17 protein-coding genes are annotated in these 20,483 nt (G+C 67.5%); 1 reads left to right on the top strand and 16 read right to left on the bottom strand.

Going from position 1 to position 20,483, the window contains the following annotated elements:
* Nucleotides 1-169: 169 nt before the first annotated feature.
* The 14 genes from AC1DZC_RS07625 to AC1DZC_RS07560 all read right to left on the bottom strand — a co-directional run bounded on the left by AC1DZC_RS07625 (nucleotide 170) and on the right by AC1DZC_RS07560 (nucleotide 16,791).
* On the bottom strand, nucleotides 170-1,153 hold the full coding sequence (locus AC1DZC_RS07625; protein ID WP_477042803.1) for an aldo/keto reductase: 984 nt from the start codon (nucleotides 1,151-1,153) through the stop codon (nucleotides 170-172).
* A complete protein-coding gene (locus AC1DZC_RS07620; protein ID WP_477042844.1) occupies nucleotides 1,153-1,965 on the bottom strand; it encodes an amidohydrolase family protein in 813 nt (270 codons plus the stop codon). Before AC1DZC_RS07620 ends, AC1DZC_RS07625 begins: the two co-directional genes overlap by 1 nt.
* A 26-nt stretch (nucleotides 1,966-1,991) precedes the next feature.
* Nucleotides 1,992-2,324 (bottom strand): L-rhamnose mutarotase, encoded by a 333-nt coding sequence (locus AC1DZC_RS07615; protein WP_477038062.1) that lies wholly within the window; start codon nucleotides 2,322-2,324, stop codon nucleotides 1,992-1,994.
* The gene (locus tag AC1DZC_RS07610; RefSeq protein WP_477042802.1) at nucleotides 2,321-3,268 is read right to left on the bottom strand and encodes a carbohydrate ABC transporter permease; all 948 of its coding nucleotides are present in this window, start codon (nucleotides 3,266-3,268) and stop codon (nucleotides 2,321-2,323) included. Before AC1DZC_RS07610 ends, AC1DZC_RS07615 begins: the two co-directional genes overlap by 4 nt.
* Nucleotides 3,255-4,196, bottom strand: a complete 942-nt coding sequence (locus tag AC1DZC_RS07605; protein WP_477038060.1) for a carbohydrate ABC transporter permease — start codon at nucleotides 4,194-4,196, stop codon at nucleotides 3,255-3,257. The genes AC1DZC_RS07610 and AC1DZC_RS07605 overlap by 14 nt, the downstream gene beginning before the upstream one ends.
* A 1-nt stretch (nucleotide 4,197) precedes the next feature.
* Nucleotides 4,198-5,580, bottom strand: coding sequence for an ABC transporter substrate-binding protein (locus AC1DZC_RS07600; RefSeq protein ID WP_477042801.1), 1,383 nt, complete (start codon nucleotides 5,578-5,580; stop codon nucleotides 4,198-4,200).
* 639 nt (nucleotides 5,581-6,219) lie between these two features.
* Entirely contained in the window at nucleotides 6,220-7,125 is a 906-nt protein-coding gene (locus AC1DZC_RS07595) for an amidohydrolase family protein (protein WP_477042800.1), read from the bottom strand.
* Nucleotides 7,122-8,222 (bottom strand): mandelate racemase/muconate lactonizing enzyme family protein, encoded by a 1,101-nt coding sequence (locus tag AC1DZC_RS07590; protein ID WP_477042799.1) that lies wholly within the window; start codon nucleotides 8,220-8,222, stop codon nucleotides 7,122-7,124. The genes AC1DZC_RS07595 and AC1DZC_RS07590 overlap by 4 nt, the downstream gene beginning before the upstream one ends.
* A 327-nt stretch (nucleotides 8,223-8,549) precedes the next feature.
* Nucleotides 8,550-9,428 carry an aldo/keto reductase gene (locus tag AC1DZC_RS07585; protein WP_477042798.1) on the bottom strand — a complete coding sequence of 293 codons (879 nt, stop codon included), beginning with the start codon at nucleotides 9,426-9,428 and terminating at the stop codon, nucleotides 8,550-8,552.
* A gap of 102 nt (nucleotides 9,429-9,530) precedes the next feature.
* Nucleotides 9,531-11,414, bottom strand: a complete 1,884-nt coding sequence (locus AC1DZC_RS07580) for a beta-galactosidase (protein WP_477042797.1) — start codon at nucleotides 11,412-11,414, stop codon at nucleotides 9,531-9,533.
* Between the two features lies 1 nt (nucleotide 11,415).
* Nucleotides 11,416-12,228: a carbohydrate ABC transporter permease gene (locus tag AC1DZC_RS07575; RefSeq protein ID WP_477038099.1), complete on the bottom strand. Its 813-nt coding sequence runs from the start codon at nucleotides 12,226-12,228 to the stop codon at nucleotides 11,416-11,418.
* Nucleotides 12,229-12,338: 110 nt separating this feature from the next.
* Nucleotides 12,339-13,226 carry a carbohydrate ABC transporter permease gene (locus tag AC1DZC_RS07570; RefSeq protein ID WP_477042796.1) on the bottom strand — a complete coding sequence of 296 codons (888 nt, stop codon included), beginning with the start codon at nucleotides 13,224-13,226 and terminating at the stop codon, nucleotides 12,339-12,341.
* Between the two features lie 71 nt (nucleotides 13,227-13,297).
* Entirely contained in the window at nucleotides 13,298-14,686 is a 1,389-nt protein-coding gene (locus AC1DZC_RS07565) for an ABC transporter substrate-binding protein (RefSeq protein WP_477042795.1), read from the bottom strand.
* Nucleotides 14,683-16,791 (bottom strand): beta-galactosidase, encoded by a 2,109-nt coding sequence (locus AC1DZC_RS07560; RefSeq protein ID WP_477042794.1) that lies wholly within the window; start codon nucleotides 16,789-16,791, stop codon nucleotides 14,683-14,685. Before AC1DZC_RS07560 ends, AC1DZC_RS07565 begins: the two co-directional genes overlap by 4 nt.
* A gap of 356 nt (nucleotides 16,792-17,147) precedes the next feature.
* Here AC1DZC_RS07560 and AC1DZC_RS07555 point away from each other — a divergent pair, with 356 nt between their 5' ends.
* Complete coding sequence (locus AC1DZC_RS07555; protein ID WP_477038051.1) at nucleotides 17,148-18,170, top strand: LacI family DNA-binding transcriptional regulator; 1,023 nt, start codon at nucleotides 17,148-17,150, stop codon at nucleotides 18,168-18,170.
* Between the two features lie 448 nt (nucleotides 18,171-18,618).
* On the opposite strand, the gene AC1DZC_RS07550 is transcribed toward AC1DZC_RS07555, so the two are convergent.
* Nucleotides 18,619-19,374, bottom strand: coding sequence for an SDR family oxidoreductase (locus AC1DZC_RS07550; RefSeq protein WP_477042793.1), 756 nt, complete (start codon nucleotides 19,372-19,374; stop codon nucleotides 18,619-18,621).
* Nucleotides 19,371-20,384: a zinc-dependent alcohol dehydrogenase gene (locus AC1DZC_RS07545; RefSeq protein ID WP_477042792.1), complete on the bottom strand. Its 1,014-nt coding sequence runs from the start codon at nucleotides 20,382-20,384 to the stop codon at nucleotides 19,371-19,373. Before AC1DZC_RS07545 ends, AC1DZC_RS07550 begins: the two co-directional genes overlap by 4 nt.
* Nucleotides 20,385-20,483: the final 99 nt, after the last annotated feature.

Genomic DNA, 20,483 nt, shown 5'->3' with positions numbered 1-20,483 from the left:
GCAGGACCGCATCCGCCCGGGTGGATCGGGCGGGTCCGACGTCGTCGCGCTCGGTGAGGTCATGCTGCGGCTGGACCCCGGCGACCGTCGGATCCGCACGAGCCGGGAGTCGCCGCGGCAGAGGGTGGCGGTGAGTACGACGTCGCCCGGGGAGCCGGGTGTTCGGACGTCAGGACACCGACGCCAGAAGACCCTGGCTCTGCAGGTCGGCCCACAGCGCCGCGGGGACGTCCTCGGAGTACCGGTCCAGGTTCGCGTCGACCTGCGCGACGGTACGCATCCCCAGAACGACCCCCGCGACCGCAGGGTGCTGCAGAGGGAACGCGATCGCAGCGGCCGGGAGGGTCGTGCCGTGGTCCTCGCAGACCCGGGCCAGTGCCTGCGCCCGCTCGATCAGCCCACGCGGTGCGCGCTGGTACTCGTAGCGGGCGTCATCCGCGGGCCACGGGCTGCTGAGGAGGCCGGAGTTGAACACGCCCGCCACGACGACCGCGACGCCGTGCGCGCGGGCGGGCTCCAGCGCGGTCGCGAGTCCGCCCTGCTCGAGCAGGGTGTAGCGGCCGGCCACCATCGCGACGTCGGCCAGGCCGCTCGTGAAGAGCCCCGGCACCTTGTCCGGCGCATTCGTGCCGACACCGATGGCTCGCACGACGCCGTCCGCACGGAGCTCGGCGAGTGCCTCCAGCGCCTCCCGGCCGGCCGACGGGCTCACGAGGTCCGGGTCGTGGGCATACGCGATGTCGATCCGGTCGAGCCCCAGACGATCCAGCGACTCCTCGACAGAGGTGCGCACGCCCTCGACGGTGAAGTCCCACTCGCGCCTCAGGGAGCCCGGCACCACGAAGCCGTCGTCGTCGAGCTCCGTCGGCCGTGGGTTTGGACGGATGAGACGACCGACCTTGGTGGACACGATGAACTCGTCCCGGGGGAGTCCCTGCAGCACCGTTCCCAGGCGGCGCTCGGACAGGCCCAGGCCGTAGTGCGGCGCGGTGTCGAAGTACCGCACCCCCCGCTCCCAGGCACGCTCGACCGCCCGGGAGGCGTCGTCATCGGTCATCGGCCGGTGCAGGTTGCCCAGCGTCGACGCGCCGAACCCGATCTCGGAGATGTGCAGACCGGTGGCGCCGAGCGGGCGGGCGGGAAGGGCCGTCATCACAGCCCGTAGACGCGGGTCGCGTTGACACCGTCGATCGCGTCGCGCTCGGTCTGCGACAGGTCGTCGGTGAGCTCGAGGTAGGCCGTGAGCCAACGGCCGTACCCGCCGGCGAGCTCGACGACCGGCCAGTCGGAGCCGAAGAGCAGCCGTTCCGACCCGAACGTCGCGAGCGCATGCTCGAACACAGGGCGCAACCGCGGAGTCGACCAGCCGTGCCAGTCGTCCTCGGTGACTATCCCCGAGACCTTCATGGCCACGTTCGGGCAGCCCGCGAGCTCGGCGAGGTCCCGGGCCCACGTGACCAGCTCGGTACTGCGCATCGGGACCTTGCCCCCGTGGTCGAGGACAAAGCTCGTCCCGGGGAGGCGGCGGGCGACGTCGGCCGCCAGGGGGAGCTGGTGGTGGGCGATCAGCACGTCGAACACCACGCCGGCGTCGCCGAGATCCGACAGCCCCCGCCGCACGTCGTCCCGGGCGAGCCAGCGCGGGTCCTCTTCGACAAAGGTGACGTGCCGAACGCCGACCAGCCGGTCGCCGCCTGGCAACCCGCGAAGCGTCCGGATCTGCTCCGGTACGTCGGCCGTGAGATCGAGCCAACCCACCACGCCGCGGATCTCCGGCGTGGCATGAGCCACCGCGAGCAGGTCGACCGTCTCCGAGAACTCGTTGACGGCCTGCACGACCACGCAGCCGTCGACACCGTGGAGCGCGAGCTCCGCGACGGCCGCGCCTGGTGGGAAGTCACGATCGATCGCCGACATCGGCTGTGCGTCGAGCCAGGGTTGCGGGTGCTTGGCCCGTTCCCACATGTGCAGGTGGGAATCGAGGAGGTGCCTCACGGAAGGTGCCAGAGCTCCTCGAGCCGGCGCCACCCGTCCGTCGGCGCGGCGGAGCGTCCGAACGGTGTCTGGCAGGGGCCGGTGAGCGCGAGCCACTCCCGCGTGACGGGATCGGCGTCCACGACGGCCAGATCGGCCTCGTGGTCGTCGCCGGTGTACTCGTAGTACCCGAACAGCGTGTCCTCGATCAGGAAGATCGAGTAGTTCGTCACGTGGTGCGCCGAGAGCAAGGCCTCGACGCCCGGCCAGACGTCCGCGTGCAGCCGCAGGTACTCCTCGCGCTTGTCGGGGACCAGGTCGACGACGAAGGCGAATCGTTGCGTGCTCACTCCTTGGTCCCTCCCGCTGTGAGCCCGGCGACGAGGAAGCGCTGGGAGAACAGGAAGATGAGCAGGACGGGCAGGACGGACAGGACTGTCGCGACGGCGAGGGTGGGCAGCTGGATGGCGGTGACGCCGGCGGACGTGGGGTTGAACGACGGGACGTTCGAGAGCAGGTCGGTCAGGCCGACCTGGATGGGGGAGCGGGGGCCGGGGACGGTGAGGAAGGGCAGGAAGAAGTTGTTCCAGTTCGCCACGAAGCTGAAGAAGCCGACCAGCGCGATCACGGGTGTGGCCAGGGGCATCGCGACGCGCAGGAAGACCGCGAGCTCGCCGCAGCCGTCGATGCGGGCGGCGTCGAGCAGGTCGCGCGGGACGCTCGTCGAGAAGTAGATGTAGGTCAGATAGACGCCGAACGGGAAGAAGGAGAACGGCAGGATCGCTGCGAGCGGTTTGCCGATCAGCCCGACGGCGGACAGCTCGAGGAAGATCGGCAGGACGAGTGCGGTGTTCGGGATGAGCATCACCACCAAGGTCGTGGTGAGCAGCAGCTGTCGTCCGCGGAAGCTGCTCAGGGCGAGCGCGTATCCGGCCGGGATCGTGGTGACCAGGGTGATGACCAGGGCGGCCAGGGAGTAATAGGCCGAGTTCCCGAGCCAGCGGAAGACGATGCCGTTCTGGAACGTCACCAGGGCGTGCCAGTTGGCCGCGAGGTCGGAGAACGTCCCGGCCGTGAACGGACCGGTGGTGATCAGGTCGTGGGGTGACTTGCTGGAGGCCAGGAGCAGCCAGACGATCGGGATGACGAAGAACAGGACGAAGAAGACCGCGATGAGGATCTTCACCACGTCGGCCAGCCAGGCACCGGGAGTCTTGTCGAGTCTGGCCTGTCGACGCCGTCCCTCTCGGGTGGCTGGCGTGCGAGCGTCGCGGGCGACGTCAGTCGCGCTCAAAGAGTCCTCCTCGGATGACGAAGAACACGCTCAGGGAGAGGGAGACCACGAGCAGCATCACCGCGATCGCGGCCGAGCCGTTCAGGTCCTGCTGCTTGAACGCGTACAGGTAGGCGAGCTGGTTGAGCGAGTAGTCGTTGGGCACCACGCCGTGGCTGGCCTGCGAGAGCACCTTGGGCTCGACGAACAGCTGGGTGCCGGCGGCGAGCGAGATGATCGCCATGTAGGAGATCCACTTGCGCAGCATCGGCAGCTGGATGTGCAGGGCGGTCCGCACCACACCGGCGCCGTCGATGCGGGCGGCCTCGAGGACTTCGGTCGGGATGCTGTTCAGGGCGCCGTACATCACGACGATCCAGCCGCCGGCTCCCGTCCAGAACGCCATCACGGCGAAGATGACCGGCAGGTTCCCCGGCGAGATGGTCTCCACGAAGCTGTTGAAGCCGAAGGCGTGCAGGACCCCCGAGACGGGGCTCACGGTCGGGTCCAGGACGAACAACCAGAGCACCACCGCCGAGGCGCCTGCCAGAGCGCCGGGGATGTAGTAGATGAACCGCACGCCAGAGCTGAGCCAGCGGGTGCCGATCTGGTGCACGAGCAGGGCGAGGATCGTCACGAAGATCAGCAGGCTGAACAGCCAGATCACGACGAATGCCGCGACGTGCTGGACCGCGGGCCAGAAGCGGAAGTCGTCGATCACCCGCTGGAAGTTGTCGACACCCGAGAACGTTCCCTCGGCGCTGGTGAACGACATCCGCAGGGCGTAGATGGTCGGGAACACGCCGAACGCGAGGGCGAGGAGCACGTACCCAGAGACGAAGGCGTAGGAGATGCGGTTCCAGCGGCCGGTCAGCGAGCGGGGGCGACCTGCCCGCCGGTCCCGGGTTGCGGGACCGGCGGGCGAGGTGGTGCGTTGTGCGATCGACACGTCAGCTGACCTTGTAGCCGTTCGCCTGGGCCTCGTTCTTCAGCGCCTTCTCCCAGGTGGGGAGCAGGTCGACCAGGCTGTCACCGCCGGCGAGCTTCGGCGTGACCGCCTTGGCCCAGACCGACTCCTGGCTGAACTTCGGGTAGCCCCAGCCGTCCCAGATCGCGCCGGCCGCTCCCGTGACGTTCTGCGCGAAGTCGTCGCCGAAGAACCCGGACTCGGCCTGCTTGGCGAGCCACTTGTCGGCCGCAGCCTGGTACGCGGGCAGCCCTGAGGCGAGGTCCACCTGGTAGCGGTCGTCACTCGTGACGAAGGTCAGGAACTTCTTGGCGGCCTCCAGGTTGGCCGAGTGCTGCGAGATGAACCACGTCCCGCCACCGACGTTGCCGGCAGCCGCGTCTTCGCCCTCCCACGCCAGAGGCGGGCCTGCGGCGATGGTCCCCGGCTGGGCGTTCAGGGAGTCCGGGTTGCTGAACAGCGCGCCCGAGAACCACACCGGCCCGGGAAGCATCAAGACCTTGCCGGTGTACTTCTGCACGAAGTCCGGGCTGAAGACACTCTCCTGAGCGAGTGAGCCGGCGTCATTCAGGCTGTCGATCACCTTCGCCATGGCGACCGTCTTCGGGTCGGATGCGTCGGCGCTGAACTGGTCGACGCCGGTCACGGTGTTCATCGGAGCCTTGCCACCCCAGAAGTACACCTCGGGGGTCCAGGAGTCGCCGATGTCGCCCACGATGTAGCCCGGGTGCTCTTCGGCGACCTTCTTGCCCAGCGCCTCGTACTCCTCCCACGTCGTCGGAGGCGTGTACCCGAACTGGTCCATGAGCGACTTGTCGTACCAGGTCACGGTCGGTGCGAGGTCGTTGCGCAGGCCGTACACGGTGCCGTCGACCGTCAGCGGTGCAAGAGCACCCTTGGTGAAGCCGTCCAGGAACGACTTGTCGAACAGGCCCTTGTCGACCGGTGCCGCGAACGGGTCCGTGCCCTGGCTGGCCCACGCGGCGTCATTGTTCTGCGTCGAGAAGACGACATCGGGCCACCCGCTGCCGGCCTGGTTGAACGCCTCGATCTTGGTCTGGAACGACCCGGAGCCGTCCGCGCCTCCGTCGTAGGTCTCGACGTTGAGCTTGACGTCCGGATAGGCCTTCTTGAACGCGTCGACGGCCGGTTGGCGAGACGCATCCACCCAGACGGTGATCGGTGCGGACGGGTCCTGCTTGACCGCATCGAAGCCGTAGGCGCTCGACGCGCCGTCATCCGTCGACCCGCCTTCGCCCGAGGAGCCCGAGCAGGCGGTGACGGTCAGGAGCGAGGCTGCGACCGCGGCCGCGAGCAAGAGGTGACGTGGCCGCCTCAGCACGGCACGCGAGGGCTGTCTGGTCATGTGTCCTAGTTCCTTCTTCCTCGGAGAAACAGGCGCCTCAACGGTGAGCCGGGCGACCAATGGAGTAGATCATACATGTGACGTTTATTCAATCTCCGGTACAGCCCGCCACCGGATCGTGACCAACGACAGTCATCTGCCGGCTCCACGACCGGCACGGCACTCCAGGTCGACGGCGGCCTGCGCAACCTGCGAGCGCGCCCGCTCCAAACCTTCTGGCCTGCACGTGCACCGCCCCAGGGGCTAGGACAGTGCGCGGGTGAGCCACCCGGAGTGCAGCATGGTCGTCGTGCTCGACCTTGCCGTCAGCCGACCACCCGTCGGGAGCAGACGTCGGTGACGAAGGCCGCGTAGGCCCAGCGTGCGGACGTAGGTGACGTCGGCGACCCGTCGCGGTCGGGCGCGGCAGCGGGAAAGTCCCGCTCGACCAGGTCCGGTCGAGTCAGCCGCTCGACCGTGCAGCGCGCTACCAGATGGCCCGCCCGGATCATCCCGGCGTGAACCTTCCTGGCCTACGCTCCGAGCCGGGTGGTCGGATCACGCCGCAGATCGGCCGCCCTCCGTATCGCTCGCTCCCGAAGCTCATCCGGGCACTTCCTCGGCGCTCCCACGACTCGCGTGGGCGCGGCGGCGTTCGGTTCAGACGCCATAGAAGCGCGACGCCGTGCGCCAGGACAGCTGTTCGCGCTCCGCGGGGCTGGCGGCCAGCTCGTCCAGGACGATGGACAGCCATCGGCCCGGGGCCAGCCGTCGGGGCGACATCGCCGAGATCGGCCAGTCGCTGCCCACCATCGCCCGGTCCGTGCCGAACGCATCGAGCGCGACCTCGAGCCAGGGGCGTGCTGCGGATACCAGGTCCTGGTCGTCACGCAGCTCGGGGGGCATCCCTGACAGCTTGACGCTCACCTGGGGCAGGGCGGCGAGCGCGCGGAGGTCTCGCTCCCAGGTTCCGTCATCACCGGTTGCGACCGGCGGCTTGGCGAGGTGATCGAGCACGACGGGCAGCTCCGGAACCTTCGCAAGGAGCGCGGTCAGGGCAGCAAGCTGGTGATGTCGGATGCACGCATCGAACGGCAGTCCCGCCCGCGCGAGCGCGCGCAAGCCCTCGAGCAGGCCGGGATCCTCGAAGAACGACAGCGGCTCATCCTGGAGCAACCGGCGGATGCCGACTGTGCGGCCGGCTTCGCGCAGCGCTGCCAGATCAGTGACGACCCGGCTGCCCTGCTCTAGCGGCGCGTGGGCGACGACGCCCAGCAACTCCGGCCAGCCGAGAGACTCGGCCCAGGCCACCTCGTCCGCCTTGCCCGCTGCGCCCGCCTCGACGAATATGACGCCGGTTGCGGCCGGCGCCGCGGCCTGGAATTCGGCCGGAAGGTAGGGGCGATCGAGCTCACCGTCCAGCCAGGAGTACTCGAGAGCGGTCGGATCCCAGATGTGCACATGGCTGTCGATGAGGCGTGCGCCGTCGTTCTGGTCTGCGGCTCCGGCGGGCACGCGCACAGCACTGGTCGGCGTGTCGACGGCCGTACGCTCGCCCTGGTTCATCGGTCGACCGCACCCGCGGGAGCATCGGCGACGAGACGGAGACCGGTGCGGTGTGACCGCACATGCGGCCCCTGTGGCGTTGGCCAGCTCCCCGGCCGTTGGATGGCGACGATCGCATCCTCGTCGATCGCGACACCGTTGCCGGGACGGTCGCCGAGCACGACCCCGCCGTCGAAGAACTGCTGGTCGATCGAGATGCCGAACGGAGATCCGAGGTCTTGCACCTCGGATGAGAGGTGATTCGGAACGGCGGCCGCTGCGTGCGCGACGGCAGGGTTCGCCGTCAAGCCGACCGGGCTGATGGGGAGGTCGCGGGAGTGCGCGGCATAGGCCACTCGCAGGAAGTGCGTCACACCCCACACGCATCCGACCTGCACGATGTCGACCGCGCCGCGATCGAAGAGCGGGGCGAACTGTTCGAGACCGGTGAGGTTCTCGCCCGTGGCGACTGCGGCGTGGACCGCGGTGCTGAGGCGCGCGTGACCGGCGGCGTCCCATCGCCGCAGCGGCTCCTCGATCCAGGTCAGGTCGCGATGCTCCTCGATGGCGGTGACATATCGCACGGCCTGCTTGAAGTTCCACGATTCGTTCACGTCGAGCATGACCGCCGGAGCGACCGCGTTGCCGCTCAGAGCCTCGGCGACGATCCCCAGGCGTCGGATGTCGGTCCCCAGATCACGACCGCCCTTGAGCTTTCCGCTGGAGAACCCCCGTTCGTTCATCGTGCCGTACCAGGTCGCGAGCTGGTCGTCGTCGAGGGCGATGTCGAGACCGGAGGCATAGCCGCTCACGAAGCGGTCGCGTGCGCCGAGCAGCCGCCACAACGGTTCGCCGGCGAGCTTGGCCTTCAGGTCCCAGAGCGCCATGTCGAGCGTGCCGATCCCCCCGAACGTCGCACCCGAGTGCCCGGCCTTGAACACCCGGGCGAGCATGCGGTCGTAGAGGGCGGTCACGGCTCGAGGGTCTTCGCCTTCGATAGCAGGGAAGAGTCGGTCGATGTCCTGGTGCGACCCCATGCCGACGCCTTCGATGCCCTCGTCCGTCTCGAGGACGACGATCGCCACCTCGCTGATGCCCGGATCGATGAACCCGTTCACGTCTCCGACGGGCCTGCCCCAGTCGTGGAACGTCCGCAGGCAGCGGTAACCGGTGATCTTCATTCGTCGCCCCTCGTAGATCGTTGTGGTGTGCGGGGAGCAGGGAACCGCGGCGTCCTGCCACTACCGGAATGCCAGAGGATGCTGTCGGCGGCGACCCTTGACCGCGTCGTCGCCGGCCGTTCCGTAGGCCTTTCGTGATGCTTGCTCGTGGACGCGACGGGAGGCATCAGGAGACCTACGTCAAGTGGTGGGGTTTTTCGTAGAGGCGCGGTCAAGGAGTCCTCCTCCCAAGACGAAGAGTGCGGTAGCCCGCGGCAGGGAGCATCACGAAGCGCCGCCACGGTCAGGGGGATCCAGCCACGTCGAAGCGGCCGGGACAAGATGTTCCAACTCTTCCCACACAGCGTCAGGGATGTGCGCGCCGGCCGACGCGATGAGACTCGAAATTCTGCTCTCACTCGTGATTCCCACGACTGTTGCGTCGATCCGATCGTCGCGTAGTGAGAACTGGAGTGCCGCCGTGGCCAAGTCGATCCCGGACCTCGTGCAGACCGCGTCCATCGCGGCGATCGTCTCGAGAAGTTCGCGGCCGGCGGTCGTGTACGAGTACGTCGTCGATTCTCGGGGGCGCGCAAGGATTCCGCCGCCATAGACCGCCGCATTCAGAACTCCTACCCCTGATTCCACGGCGCGAGTAAACAGCTCATCGGCGCTGCGATCGACGAGAGTGAACCGGTTGTGGCTCAGGATCACATCGAACACACCCAGATCGAGATACCGGTGCAACAGCCTCGTGTCGCCGGTCGCTATGCCGATGGCATCGGCACGCCCTTCGTCACGGATCTGAACCAGTGCGTCGACGGCCCCCCCGGGGGAAGCCATGTACCCGAAGTCGAATGCGTCGGGATCATGCAGAAACAGCAAGGGGACACTGTGAACCCCTAGCCGTTCCGTACTCTCTCGGAACGACTCGCGCACTCGGGCACCGGAGAAGTCTCCCCCTGCGGCGTCGACCTTCGTTATGACCGAGAAGTCGTCAGGAACTCCCCCTGCCAACGAGATCGCCTTTCCGATTCGACGCTCGCTGGTCCCGTCTCCGTAGTTGTTCGACGTGTCGATAGCGCGTATGGGGCTCCGCAGGAGGGCGCGGACGAAATCCACGGCCGCGGATTCGCTGACGTCATAGCCGTAGAGATGGGGCATCGAGCCCAGAGGCGACGCGCCAGCGATGATGGTCGACGTGACGAGCGGGGTCTGACCGATCCGCCTGTGCCAACCCCTAGACATCCGACGCTGCCGCGTTCATCAGCGCACCTCTACGTGCACGGCCTGCGAGTGATGATCGATCGAGAAGCGGTATCGGCCGCGTTGCACGCGCTCCACCGTGCCGGCCGGATCTGTCGCTACGCCTGCGGACGCGAGGACGTCGTCGAGCAACGCGCCGGTGAGCGCCCCGTCGGGCAAGGTCGCGACATACCAGGCGTTCGCCCGCCGCGTGATGGCTGCACCGCCCGCGAGGTCGCCAGAACCGAACATCGAGAGCACGTCCGCATCCGAGACCCGCACGTGTTCGCTCCACAACGCTCCCGAGCCCGCGAGCTCACCCTCGAGCGTGATCGTCGGCGGTGTGCCCCGACCGTCCAGTCGGGGGTCCGGTGGCGCGAGCGGCGCGAACTCCTCGACGCGCACGCCAAGGGTCGCCTGCAGCGATCCGAGGTAGCCGCCAGAGGTGATGTGCATCCTCTCGTCGACGATGCCGGTCTGGAAGGTCACGACGAGATGGCCACCGCCTTCCGCGTAGGCAGCGAGGTTGTCGAGCGCTGCCGGAGTCGCGCAGAAAAGGCTCGGCACAATGACCGTGTCGTACCCCGACAGGTCGGCATCGGCACGCACGAAGTCGGTGGCCACGTTGCGCTCGAAGAGCAGCGCGTACCACGCGAACACGAGCTCGACGTAGCTCAGCCTCGTCGGCACCGCCTGTTGCTCGAGACTCCGCCAGCTGTCCCACTCGAAGACGATCGCAACCCGCGCATCGACTCGGCTGCCCGCGAGGTCCGCGAGGCCGGCGAGGTCGGCACCGAGCTCGGTGATCTCGCGCCACACCCTCGTGTCGGTGCCCGCGTGCGGCAGCATGCCCGAGTGGAACTTCTCAGCGCCGGCCACGGACTGTCGCCATTGGAAGAACAAGATGCCGTCGGCACCGCGCGCGACCGCTTGCTTCGACCACGCCGCCATCTGACCCGGCGCCTTCGGCGCGTTCCTCGCCCGCCAGTTCACTGCGCTCGGCGCTTGCTCCATGAGGATCCACGGCTGGCCGTGGCGCAGCGACCGCATGAGGTCGCGGGTCATCGCCGCGTATGCGGGGCTGACCGGATCGGCGGGGTCGGGGTAGGAGTCGTCGGAGACGACATCCACTTCCTGGGCCCAAGCCCAGTAGTCGGCACCCTTGAAGAAGCCCATGAAGTTGGTCGTGACGGGGATGGATGGCGTCGCGTCCCGCACGATCGCCGCTTCGGCCCGATACAGCTCGAGCAGCTGATTGGCGCTGAATCGGTCGAAGTCCAGCAACTGCCCGGGGTTGCCGAATGAGGGCGTCGCTCTCGGCGGCTGCACCTCGGCGAACTCCGAATAACGCTGCGACCAGAACGCGGTGCCCCACGCCGCGTTGAGTGCGTCGACCGTGCCATGGCGATCCTCGAGCCATGCCCGGAACGCCTCGGCGCTCGTCTCGCAGTAGCAGTGGCTCACGTGGCAGCCGTACTCGTTGTTGATGTGCCACATCGCGAGCGCGGGATGGTCGGCGTAGCGCTGGGCGATCTTCGATGCGAGCCGCGCCGCGAGCCGGCGGTACACGGGCGAACTCGGGCAGTACTGCTGGCGGCTACCTGCCGACAGCCGCACGCCATCCTTGGTCACCGGCAGTACTTCGCCATAGCGATGCGTGAGCCACGGCGGCGGCGAGGCGGTCGCCGTGGCGAGGTCGACGCGGACGCCTGCCGCGTGCAGCCCATCCATGACGCGGTCCAGCCACACGAACTCGAACTCCCCCTCGCGCGGCTCGAGCATCGCCCACGAAAAGATGCCCAGGCTCACCATGGTGACGCCCGCCTCCTGCATGAGTCGCGCGTCCTCGGCCCAGACCTCTTCCGGCCACTGCTCGGGGTTGTAGTCCCCGCCATACCAGATCACGTCAGCCCTTCACGCCGCCGGTCGCGAGACCGGTCTGCCAGAAACGTTGCAGGTACAAGAACACGATGATCAGCGGGATGATCGACAGGAACGCGCCGGCGATCACGGTCGAGAACAGCGCTTGTGCGCCACCGCCCGCCGCCGAGGTCGCCTGCTGCTGCGCGAGTCCGACCGTCAGGGGCAATAGCTTTCCGCTGTTGAGCATGATGAGCGGCAAGAAGTAGTTGTTCCAGGTCGCCACGAATGTGAACAGCATCACGGTGACCATGCCAGGCGCGAGCAGGCGGAGGGAGACCGTCCAGAAAATCCGATATTCGCCCGCGCCATCCACTCGTGCAGCCTGCATGAGCGAGTCGGGTACGGCGTCGGCCGCGTACACGCGCATGAGGAACACGCCGAACGGACTCACGAGCGAAGGCAGGATGACGGCCCACGGCGTATTGGTGAGGTGCGCGGACGAAAACAGCAGATAGGTGGGGATCGCCAGTGCGGTGAGCGGGATCATGATCGCGCCCAAAGTGATCGCGAACAGCAACTTGTCGCCCGGGAACCTGTACTTTGCGAACGCATAGCCCGCCATGGTCGCGAGCGCGGTCGCGCCGACCGCGGCCACGGTCGAGTAGATGGCCGTGTTCAGCGCCCAACGCGCGTAGATGCCGTCCTGGTACGCGAACACGTCCCTGAGGTTCGCGAACAGGTTGAAGTCATGGCCGAACCACAGCCCGAAGCTGGTGAACAGGTCGCTGTTGTCTTTTGTCGCGGACATGAAGAGCCAGATGAGCGGCACCACGAAGTAGAGCACACTGATCCACATCACCAGGGTGAGCAGATTGCTGCGGCGCTTTCCGCGATTGCCCGCCTTGCGGCGCTTGTCGCTCTTGGACGACTTGCCGGGTGGCGCTGCCACGGGAGTCAACTGGGCGGTCACGACCGGAGCTCCCTCTTCTGCATACTCAGTTGCACGACGTACGAGACGATCATGATGACGAAGCCGAGCAGGAATGCGATCGCCGCAGCGTAATTGATGTCCTGGTTCACGAACGCGACGTTGAAGGCGTAGAAGTTGGGCGTGAACCCCTGCGTGATCGCGGTCGGAGCGATCTCCACCAGCAGTTTCGGTTCGTTGAAGATCTGGAAGCTTCCGATGACCGAGAAGATGACGGTCAGGAAGATGGCGGGCCGAATCATCGGGATCTTCACGCTCCGGGCCAGTCGCCATTGGCTCGCGCCGTCGATCTCGGCGGCCTCGTACAGCTCGGAGGGAATCGACTTGAGCGCCGCATACAGGATGATCATGTTGTAGCCGACGAACGCCCACGTCACGATGTTCATGATCGAGAACAAGACGAGCTGATCCGAGAGAAAGTCCGTGGGTGGCAACCCGAGTGCGCGGGTGACCTGGCCAGTGAGTCCGAAGTCCTGCCCGTAGATGTAGCCCCACATGAGCACGGCGACGACTCCGGGCACCGCGAAGGGCAAGAAGATGAGCAGCCGCACCGCCTTGCTGCCGCGCGCTCGACCGGAGTCGAGCGCGAGCGCGAAGAACAGCGCGAGCCCGAGCATGATGGGCACCTGTATCAGGAGAATGAGTGCGGTACGCCCGAGTCCGTACAGGAAAGCGGGATCCTGGAACGCGCGCACATAGTTTCCGAAGCCGACGAATTTCACGCCGCCGACGAGCTTGTGCGCGAAAAAACTCAGGTAGCCCGAGTAGGCGAGCGGTGCGATGAACATCGTCGCGAACACGGCAAAGAATGGGAGGATGAATCCGTAGGCAACGAGGTGCTGCTTCCGCTGGATCGCGTTGGTCATCTCGAGCTCCTTCGATCAGGTGATGGTTCGGCGGGAGCGGCCCGGGGTTTGATCCCCGGGCCGCCCGCTTTCTATTCGTTKACCGTGAAGCCCTGCTGCTTTGCATAGTCGACGAGCGCGTCCTGCCAGGCATCCAGGCCCGCAGCGAGGTCGCCCTTGGCCGCGACGGCGGCCCCGAACGTTTCGTTGAAGCTGGAGTAGGCGAACTCCATGAAGGGCAGCCACTGCCAATCAGTGTCTACCGTTGTGGAGATCTCCGCGAAGAGCTTGTTGACCTGCTGTCCACCGTAGAAGTCAGACTTCTGGTCGACGAAGACCGGGTCCTCGAGCACCGAGACCTCGGTCGGGAAGAAGTTCTGCTGGGTCGTGAACAGCAACGCTGGGTCGTGTGCGTTGTTGATCCACTTCGCCAGCTCGTAGGCCGCGATCGGGTTCTTCGTGGTCTTGAGCACCGCGTCGGCTGAACCGCCCTGGTTGCCCGAGGCCGGCTTGCTCGTGTCCCACTGCGGCAGCGGCGCGGCGCGCCACAGGCCCGACGTGTCCTTCGCGGCACCGGAGAGGAAGACCGGAGCCCACGCCGCCGTCAGCCAGCCGGCGTACTTGCCCTGGTTGAGACCCTGGTACCACTCGTCGTTGAAGTCAGGGTCGATAGAGACGAGATCGTTCTGGATCATGTCCTGCCAGTAGGCCATCACTTTCTTGGCCTCAGGGCTGTTCACGTCGATCGTGACATTCTGCCCGCCGTCATAGCCGAACGGCTTGACACCCGCCTGCCACAACAGCCCGAGCCAGCCTGCGCCCTGGCTCGGCGCCATGTTGGAGATGTAGGAGTCCGTGGTCGCGCGCACCTTCTCCGCGGCGGTCTTGTAGTCCGCCCACGTAGCGGGAGGCTCAGTGACACCCGCCGCCGTCATGATGTCCTCGCGGTACAGGTTGCCCATGGGCCCCGAGTCCTGCGGGATCGCGAGCACCTGGTCGTTGKAGACGACCTGCTTCCAGACCCACGGCACGTACTGGTCCGCGAGGTCTGCCGCGCCGTACGGCGTCAGATCGAGCAGCTCGCCGGTCTGCGCGAACGAGGAGATGAACTGGTACTCCAGCTGGACCACGTCGGGGCCGCCGGTACCGGCCTTCGAGGCTGTGCGCACCTTGGAATAGTGATCCAAGCCCTGGCCGACGTTCTCGACCGTCACGTGGATCTGCGGGTACTCCTTCTCGAACATGTCGACCTGGTCCTGAACGTCGGGTACCCAGGTCCAAAAGGTCAGGTCGGTCGGCGTGTTCAGCGCTTCCTCGCGTTGCGCATCCGTGATCGGACCGCTGGCGCCGCCCGTGCCATCCGAGCCTGGGCTGCTGTTGTCGTCCGAACCTGAGCTGGACGTGCAGCCGGTGAGCGTCAATGCCGCCACGGCGGCGATCGAGGTGATCGCGACCGCGGCCTTGCGTGCTCCTTGCCTCATGATTGCTCTACTCTCTCTGGCTCCGGGATGTAAACGGCCCCGGAATCGGGGTCGCGTTGCTCGACGAGGACGGTGACATCCCACGGTTCGAGAACGATGGGTTTCTCGCCGCTCCGCTGCGGCGGGTGAGCGGTGGCGGGCTCAGGTGACCAGTTGCTGATGAACCAGACGCGCTCGCCGCCACTGCTGCCGGAGGTGACCGTGACCGGGGCATCCCGCTGCCATTCGCTCGCGCTCGTGATCGGTACGGCCCAGCGAAGAAGGGATGTCGCAAGCGCAAGGTCGGGCAGCGTGCCCACGTAGGTGACGCGCCCTGCACCGTGCTCGCGCGAGGTCACCGCGGGTCGGCCCGCGTAGATGCCCGAGGAGTACACGGCCACAACATCGGCGCCGTCGGCGACGAGCGCATCGGCCCAACCCTCGGCTCGGCCGCCGCCGAAGGTGGCGCCGTCGATGCCGACCGGAGCGTCGAGCGAGGAGTACTCGTCGTACCAGACCCCCGCCGCGGCGGCGAGACGCCCGGGCGCTCGCTCGGGCCGTGCCCGGGCGAGCTGGTCACCGTAGCCGGTTCGGATGCCGACCACGAGATGCCCGCCTGCCTCCGCGTAACGCACGAGGGCGTCGAGCATGCCGTCATCGGCGACGTAGAGGGTCGGCACGACGAGGGTGGGGAACTGGGCCACGACGTCCTCCGCGGCGCGCTCCCGGAACTGGTCTGCGTGCACGATCCGACTCTGGATACCCGCCTCGAAAGCCGCGCGGTAGTAGCGATCGAAGATCCGCAGGTACGACATGCGATCCGGGCCGCCCTCGGCGTCGGCGAGCGGCGGGTAGAACTCGAAACTGTGCTTGGTGTCGATCGAGTAGAGCAGGGCGACATCGGCATCGGGCGTGAACCCCTCGAGCACTGGCCCGAGGTCGCGCAACCGGCGACCGAGCTCCGCGATCTCGCGGTAGATGCGACCGGGTCGGCCACTGTGCGGCAGCACCCCGCCCCAGTAGGTCTCGATGCCGTAGTGGGGTGTCTGCCACTGCCAGTACTCGATCATCCGAGCACCGCGGGCCACGAGCGCGAGGCCCGCGAGCGCTATCTGGCCCGGGTACGGCGTGTGGTGTTGCCAGTGGGACTGCCCGATGGACTGCGCATTCGTCTCGGTGACCAGGAACGGAGCCTGTGCCGAGCTGAACATGCGGTCACCCTGCTCAAAGAGTGCCCACACTCCCGACGACCACCACTTCGCGGTTCGCGGCACCTCAACCCCGATGCGGAGAGCCTCCTGCATCAGGTAGTAGGGATTGCCCGCCGTGACATCGAGCTGCTGCACGAGCTGGCGGTCGTCGATCGCCGGGCGTTCGTACGAAATGCAGGTCGTCACGAACTGGCGGGAACCCGCGTACTCGCGCACGATGCGGGCCTGCCACGCGATGAACTCGGTGACGAGCTCGGCCTGGTAGCGGCGCCACTCGAGCTGGTACTGCGGCGAGTGGTTGCCATCGGGACGCCAGAGCTCGTCCCAGCTGCGGATGCGCTGCGACCAGAACGTGAGCCCCCATTCGCGGTTGAGCGTCTCGACATCCCCGTACCGTCCTTCGAGCCAGCCCAGGAAGCCATCGAACACGCGCTGGTTGTGCAGGAGGAACGGGCCAGGCTCGTTGTCGACCTGGTAGCCGATGATCGCGGGGTGGCTGGCATACCTTGCGGCGATCGCCCGGATGACGCCCTCCGCGTGCTGCCGGAACAGGGGATGCGTGATGTCGACCTCCTGGCGCCACCCCCAGGGATGGCGCACCCCCGTGGCCTCCTCGCCCGCGAGCTCCGGATCCATGGCGCGCAGCCACGGGGGAACGGCATAGGTTGGCGTACCGAGCACGACCGAGATGCCGCGGGCATGCGCACCGTCGAGCACGGGCTGCAGCCAGTCGAGGTGATACACCCCCGGCTCTGGCTCCCACGTCGCCCACACAGACTCGCCAACGCGAATGACCGAGAACGATGCCTCGGCCATCAGGTCAAGGTCGCGCTCGAGGTCACCGTTGACGCGGTACTCGTCGTAGAAGGCTGCCCCGAAGAGGATGCGGTCAGGTAGCAGGTGCGCGTCGGCCAAGAGCTCACTCCATTGTGGCTGGGCTGCGCCGATGTTATCGGCAACATTCTCTGGGGCACCATGATGTTGCCGGTAACATTGCGGTGTCAAGCCCCAGTGTCGTCCTTGCACGGTGGCGGCGTGCCGGCGACGTGAAAAGCGCTCCTGACCTGGGATGATGTGGCTCGTCGAAGGTCGCGTCGCCGCAGCTCGAGGAGCACGTTCCAGGGGAAAGAAGCGGAGCGGGTTGGATCCGCGGTCGACCGTCGACGCTGACGGCGGGTCGGGCGTCTCCCAGGCCGAGCGTTCGACCCGATGAAAGATCGAGGCCTGCCGGTAACGTTATGGTTACGAGTCCAAGTTGCGGCGGAGGAAAGATGATCGAGGCGCAACCAAGCGTCGAACGGCCAGCCACGATCTATGACGTGGCGCGAGTTGCCGGCGTGTCCCACGCGACCGTGACCAGGTTGCTGAAGGGCTACGTGGGCATCCGCCCCGACACGCGCGACCGCGTCGCCAAAGCGATCCGCGAACTCGACTACAGGCCCAACATGAACGCCCGCTCGCTGACTACGGGCCGCTCGCACAGGATCGCTGCGCTCACCCATGAGATCACGCAGGTCGGTCCGAGCAAGATCCTCGAGGGCGCCAACATGGCCGCCCGGGATGCCGGCTACTTGCTGGACGTCATCACGCTGGATGTGCACAACCCCGCAGCGATTCGCGAGTCCATCGACCTCGCATCGCAGTTCGACCTCGCCGGCGTGCTGGCGCTCTCGTCGACCGACGAGGTGACGAACGTGGTGGAGACGACGACGTTCCGGGTGCCGCTCCACCTGGCCACAGGCAAAGACAAGACGCCGACCGACTCCACGCCCGCCGGAAATGGCCTCTTCGCCGTGCTGCGTCACCTCGCCGATCTCGGTCACCGTGATGTCGTGCACATCGCCGGCCCGCAGGATTGGGTGGGGGCGCGCAACCGCATCCGCGAGTACGAGGCCGCGGTCGTCGAGCTCGGCCTGCGCTCTCGCGGCGTCATTCACGGCGACTGGTCCGCCCGCTCCGGCTATGAGGCAATCGCGTCCTGGCCGGGCGAACTGCCCGCGACGGCGTTCGTCGCAGCGAACGACCAGACTGCGCTCGGTGTCATCCTCGCCCTCAACGAGCGCGGCTACCGTGTACCGGACGACGTGAGCGTGACGGGAGTCGATGACACCCCGGAGGCGGCGTACTTCTCGCCGCCGCTCACGACCCTTCGGCTCGATTTCATTGCCCAGGGCAGGGATGCGGTGCAGCAGCTGCTCGCGCGCATCGACGGCGTAGCGCCCCCGCCACTTCCACCGCGACACTCCGAGCTGATCGTGCGTCGTTCGACCGGCCCGGTCCGGCGACGCGCTTGAACCCAGTGGGAGCAACCCTGTGGCGTCGTACGCCCCCAGGGCCTTGACCCCTGAGGGTGGACACGCTGATACCGGGCCCGGCGCGCGGTTGCCAGCCTGATGCCCGACGCTCGGCCGGTGACCGCGGCGACCAGCCCCGTGAGCTCCGCCATCTCGGACCCCGTCACGCCTGGGCGAACGTGTGCTGCGCGCGTCCGAGCTGATCGGGGTCGATGCACTCGATCTTGCCTTCGACGAAGCGACGAGGCGTCGATCAGTTCGGGCAGGCTGCCCGAGGCGATCGCTCGGCGGGTGCGTCGAACGCCGTCCGACGACACGAAGGACGCGTCGATATCGCGCGTCATCGGGCGCAGGTCGTCCGCGGCATCGTCCGGTGTCTCATGCCCGACGGGCGCTCACCCGCGCTGGGGTGGAACGGAGCCGGAGCACGCGGAACGGACGGATCTGGTCATCGTCCGAGCCATCCACCGTCGACGGGCAGGGTGACACCGTCGACGTAGTCCGACGCGGAGGACGCGAGGAACACGACAGCCCCGCCGAGGTCCGCGGCCGCGCCCCAACGTCCGGCGGGGATCCGTTCGAGGATGGCGCGCGAGCGCGCAGGGTCGTCCTGGAGGGCTTGGGTGTTGTCGGTCGCGATGTAGCCGGGTGCGATCGCGTTGACGTTGACCCCGCGTGGCGCCCACTCGTTGGCGAGCGCCTTCGTCAGTCCCGCAACGGCGGACTTGGAGGCCGTGTACCCGGGAACGTTGATCCCACCCTGATAGCTCAACAGGCTTGCCGTGAAGATGATCTTGCCCGAGCCGCGCTCGAGCATCGGGCGCGCGATGAGCTGGGTCAGCACGAAGTGGCTGGTGAGGTTGACCTCGAGTACGTGGTCCCACCAGTCGAGGGGGTGGTGCGCGGCCGGCGTGCGTGCGATCGTGCCGGCGTTGTTCACGAGGATGTCGGGCTCGCGCTTCGCGAGGACCTCACCGAGCCTGGTGACGGCATCCCGATCGGCGAAGTCCGCGGCGTGGCTCTCGAAGGTGCGCCCGTGCGACTCGACCGCCCGCGCCACCGCGCTGCCTTCGCGCTCGAGGGTCGCACTGACGCCGATCACGTCGGCACCTGCGGCGGCGAGCGCCTCCGCGAAGGCGAAGCCGATGCCGCGCTTCGCGCCGGTGACGACGGCGAGCCGGCCCGTCAGGTCGAACGGGCTCACGTGGCATCCTCCACGCCCGCGACGTCCACGAGGATCTTCATGGCGCGCCCCTGTTCCAGGTCGTCGAACGCGGCCCGGACGTCGGTCAGCGGAACGACGCGCGAGATCAGCAGCTCGCTGGGCACGACGCCGTCGGCCAGCAGTGCGGTCGCGGCGTCGAAGTCGGTCCGCTCGTACACGCGGGCCCCGAGCAGTCGAAGCTCGCGCCAGAAGACCCGCTTGAGGTCGACCTCTCTGGGGACTCCGTGGATCGCGACCACCACGATCGTTCCCCTGACCTTTGCGAGGCCGGTGGACGCAGCGACGGCGGTCGCCGCACCCGAAACCTCGAAGACGACATCCGCACCTGCACCGTCGGTCCAGGTGGCGACCCATGCCGCCTGATCAGTCGTGCGGGGGTCGATCGCCACATGACCGAGCTGTTCTATCTGGGCGCGGCGGCCGGGGTCCGGTTCGACGATGGCGACCGTCGCCCCGGCATGCCGGGCGACCGTCGCGATGAGAACACCGATCGGGCCACCACCGAGCACGACGACGCGGTCGCCGGGGACGACCTCACCTCGGCGGACGTCGTGCACGGCGACGGCCGTCGGTTCGACGAGCGCGGCGACGTCCAGGGCCAAGCCCGAAGGCAGTGTGACGACCGTGTCGGCGGGCACGTTCCACAGCGTCTGCAGGGCGCCGGGGGAGTCGATCCCGATGAAGTCCAGGTTCTGGCAGATGTGCTGGTGACCGGCCAGGCATGCCGGGCAGGTCCCGTCCCAGGCGAGCGGCATCACCGTCACGCGGTCACCGGGCGCCCAGCCGTCCACACCCTCGCCGACCTGCTCGATCGTGCCGCTCATCTCGTGACCGAAGATCAACGGTGTGCTCACGCGTGCGTCCATGGCGCCGTGAAGGATGTGCAGGTCGGTACCGCACAGCCCGACGTAGGCGACGCGGATCTGGACCTCCCCGGCATCGGGCGCGCCAGGCGCGACGTCGAGGATCTCGATGGATGCGTTTCCCACGTAGGCGGCCCCCACTGACCGGGTCGGGCTACCGTGTCGATAAGTCATACCTGCGACAGTACTACGGTGCGTCTTGAAGGGAAGAGCAGGCGCGTGCAA

The sequence above is a fragment of the Cellulomonas sp. P2_B4 genome, from assembly GCF_056404795.1.
Note: the sequence above shows the minus strand (reverse complement) of the source record. Positions and strands in the feature narration are given on the sequence as shown.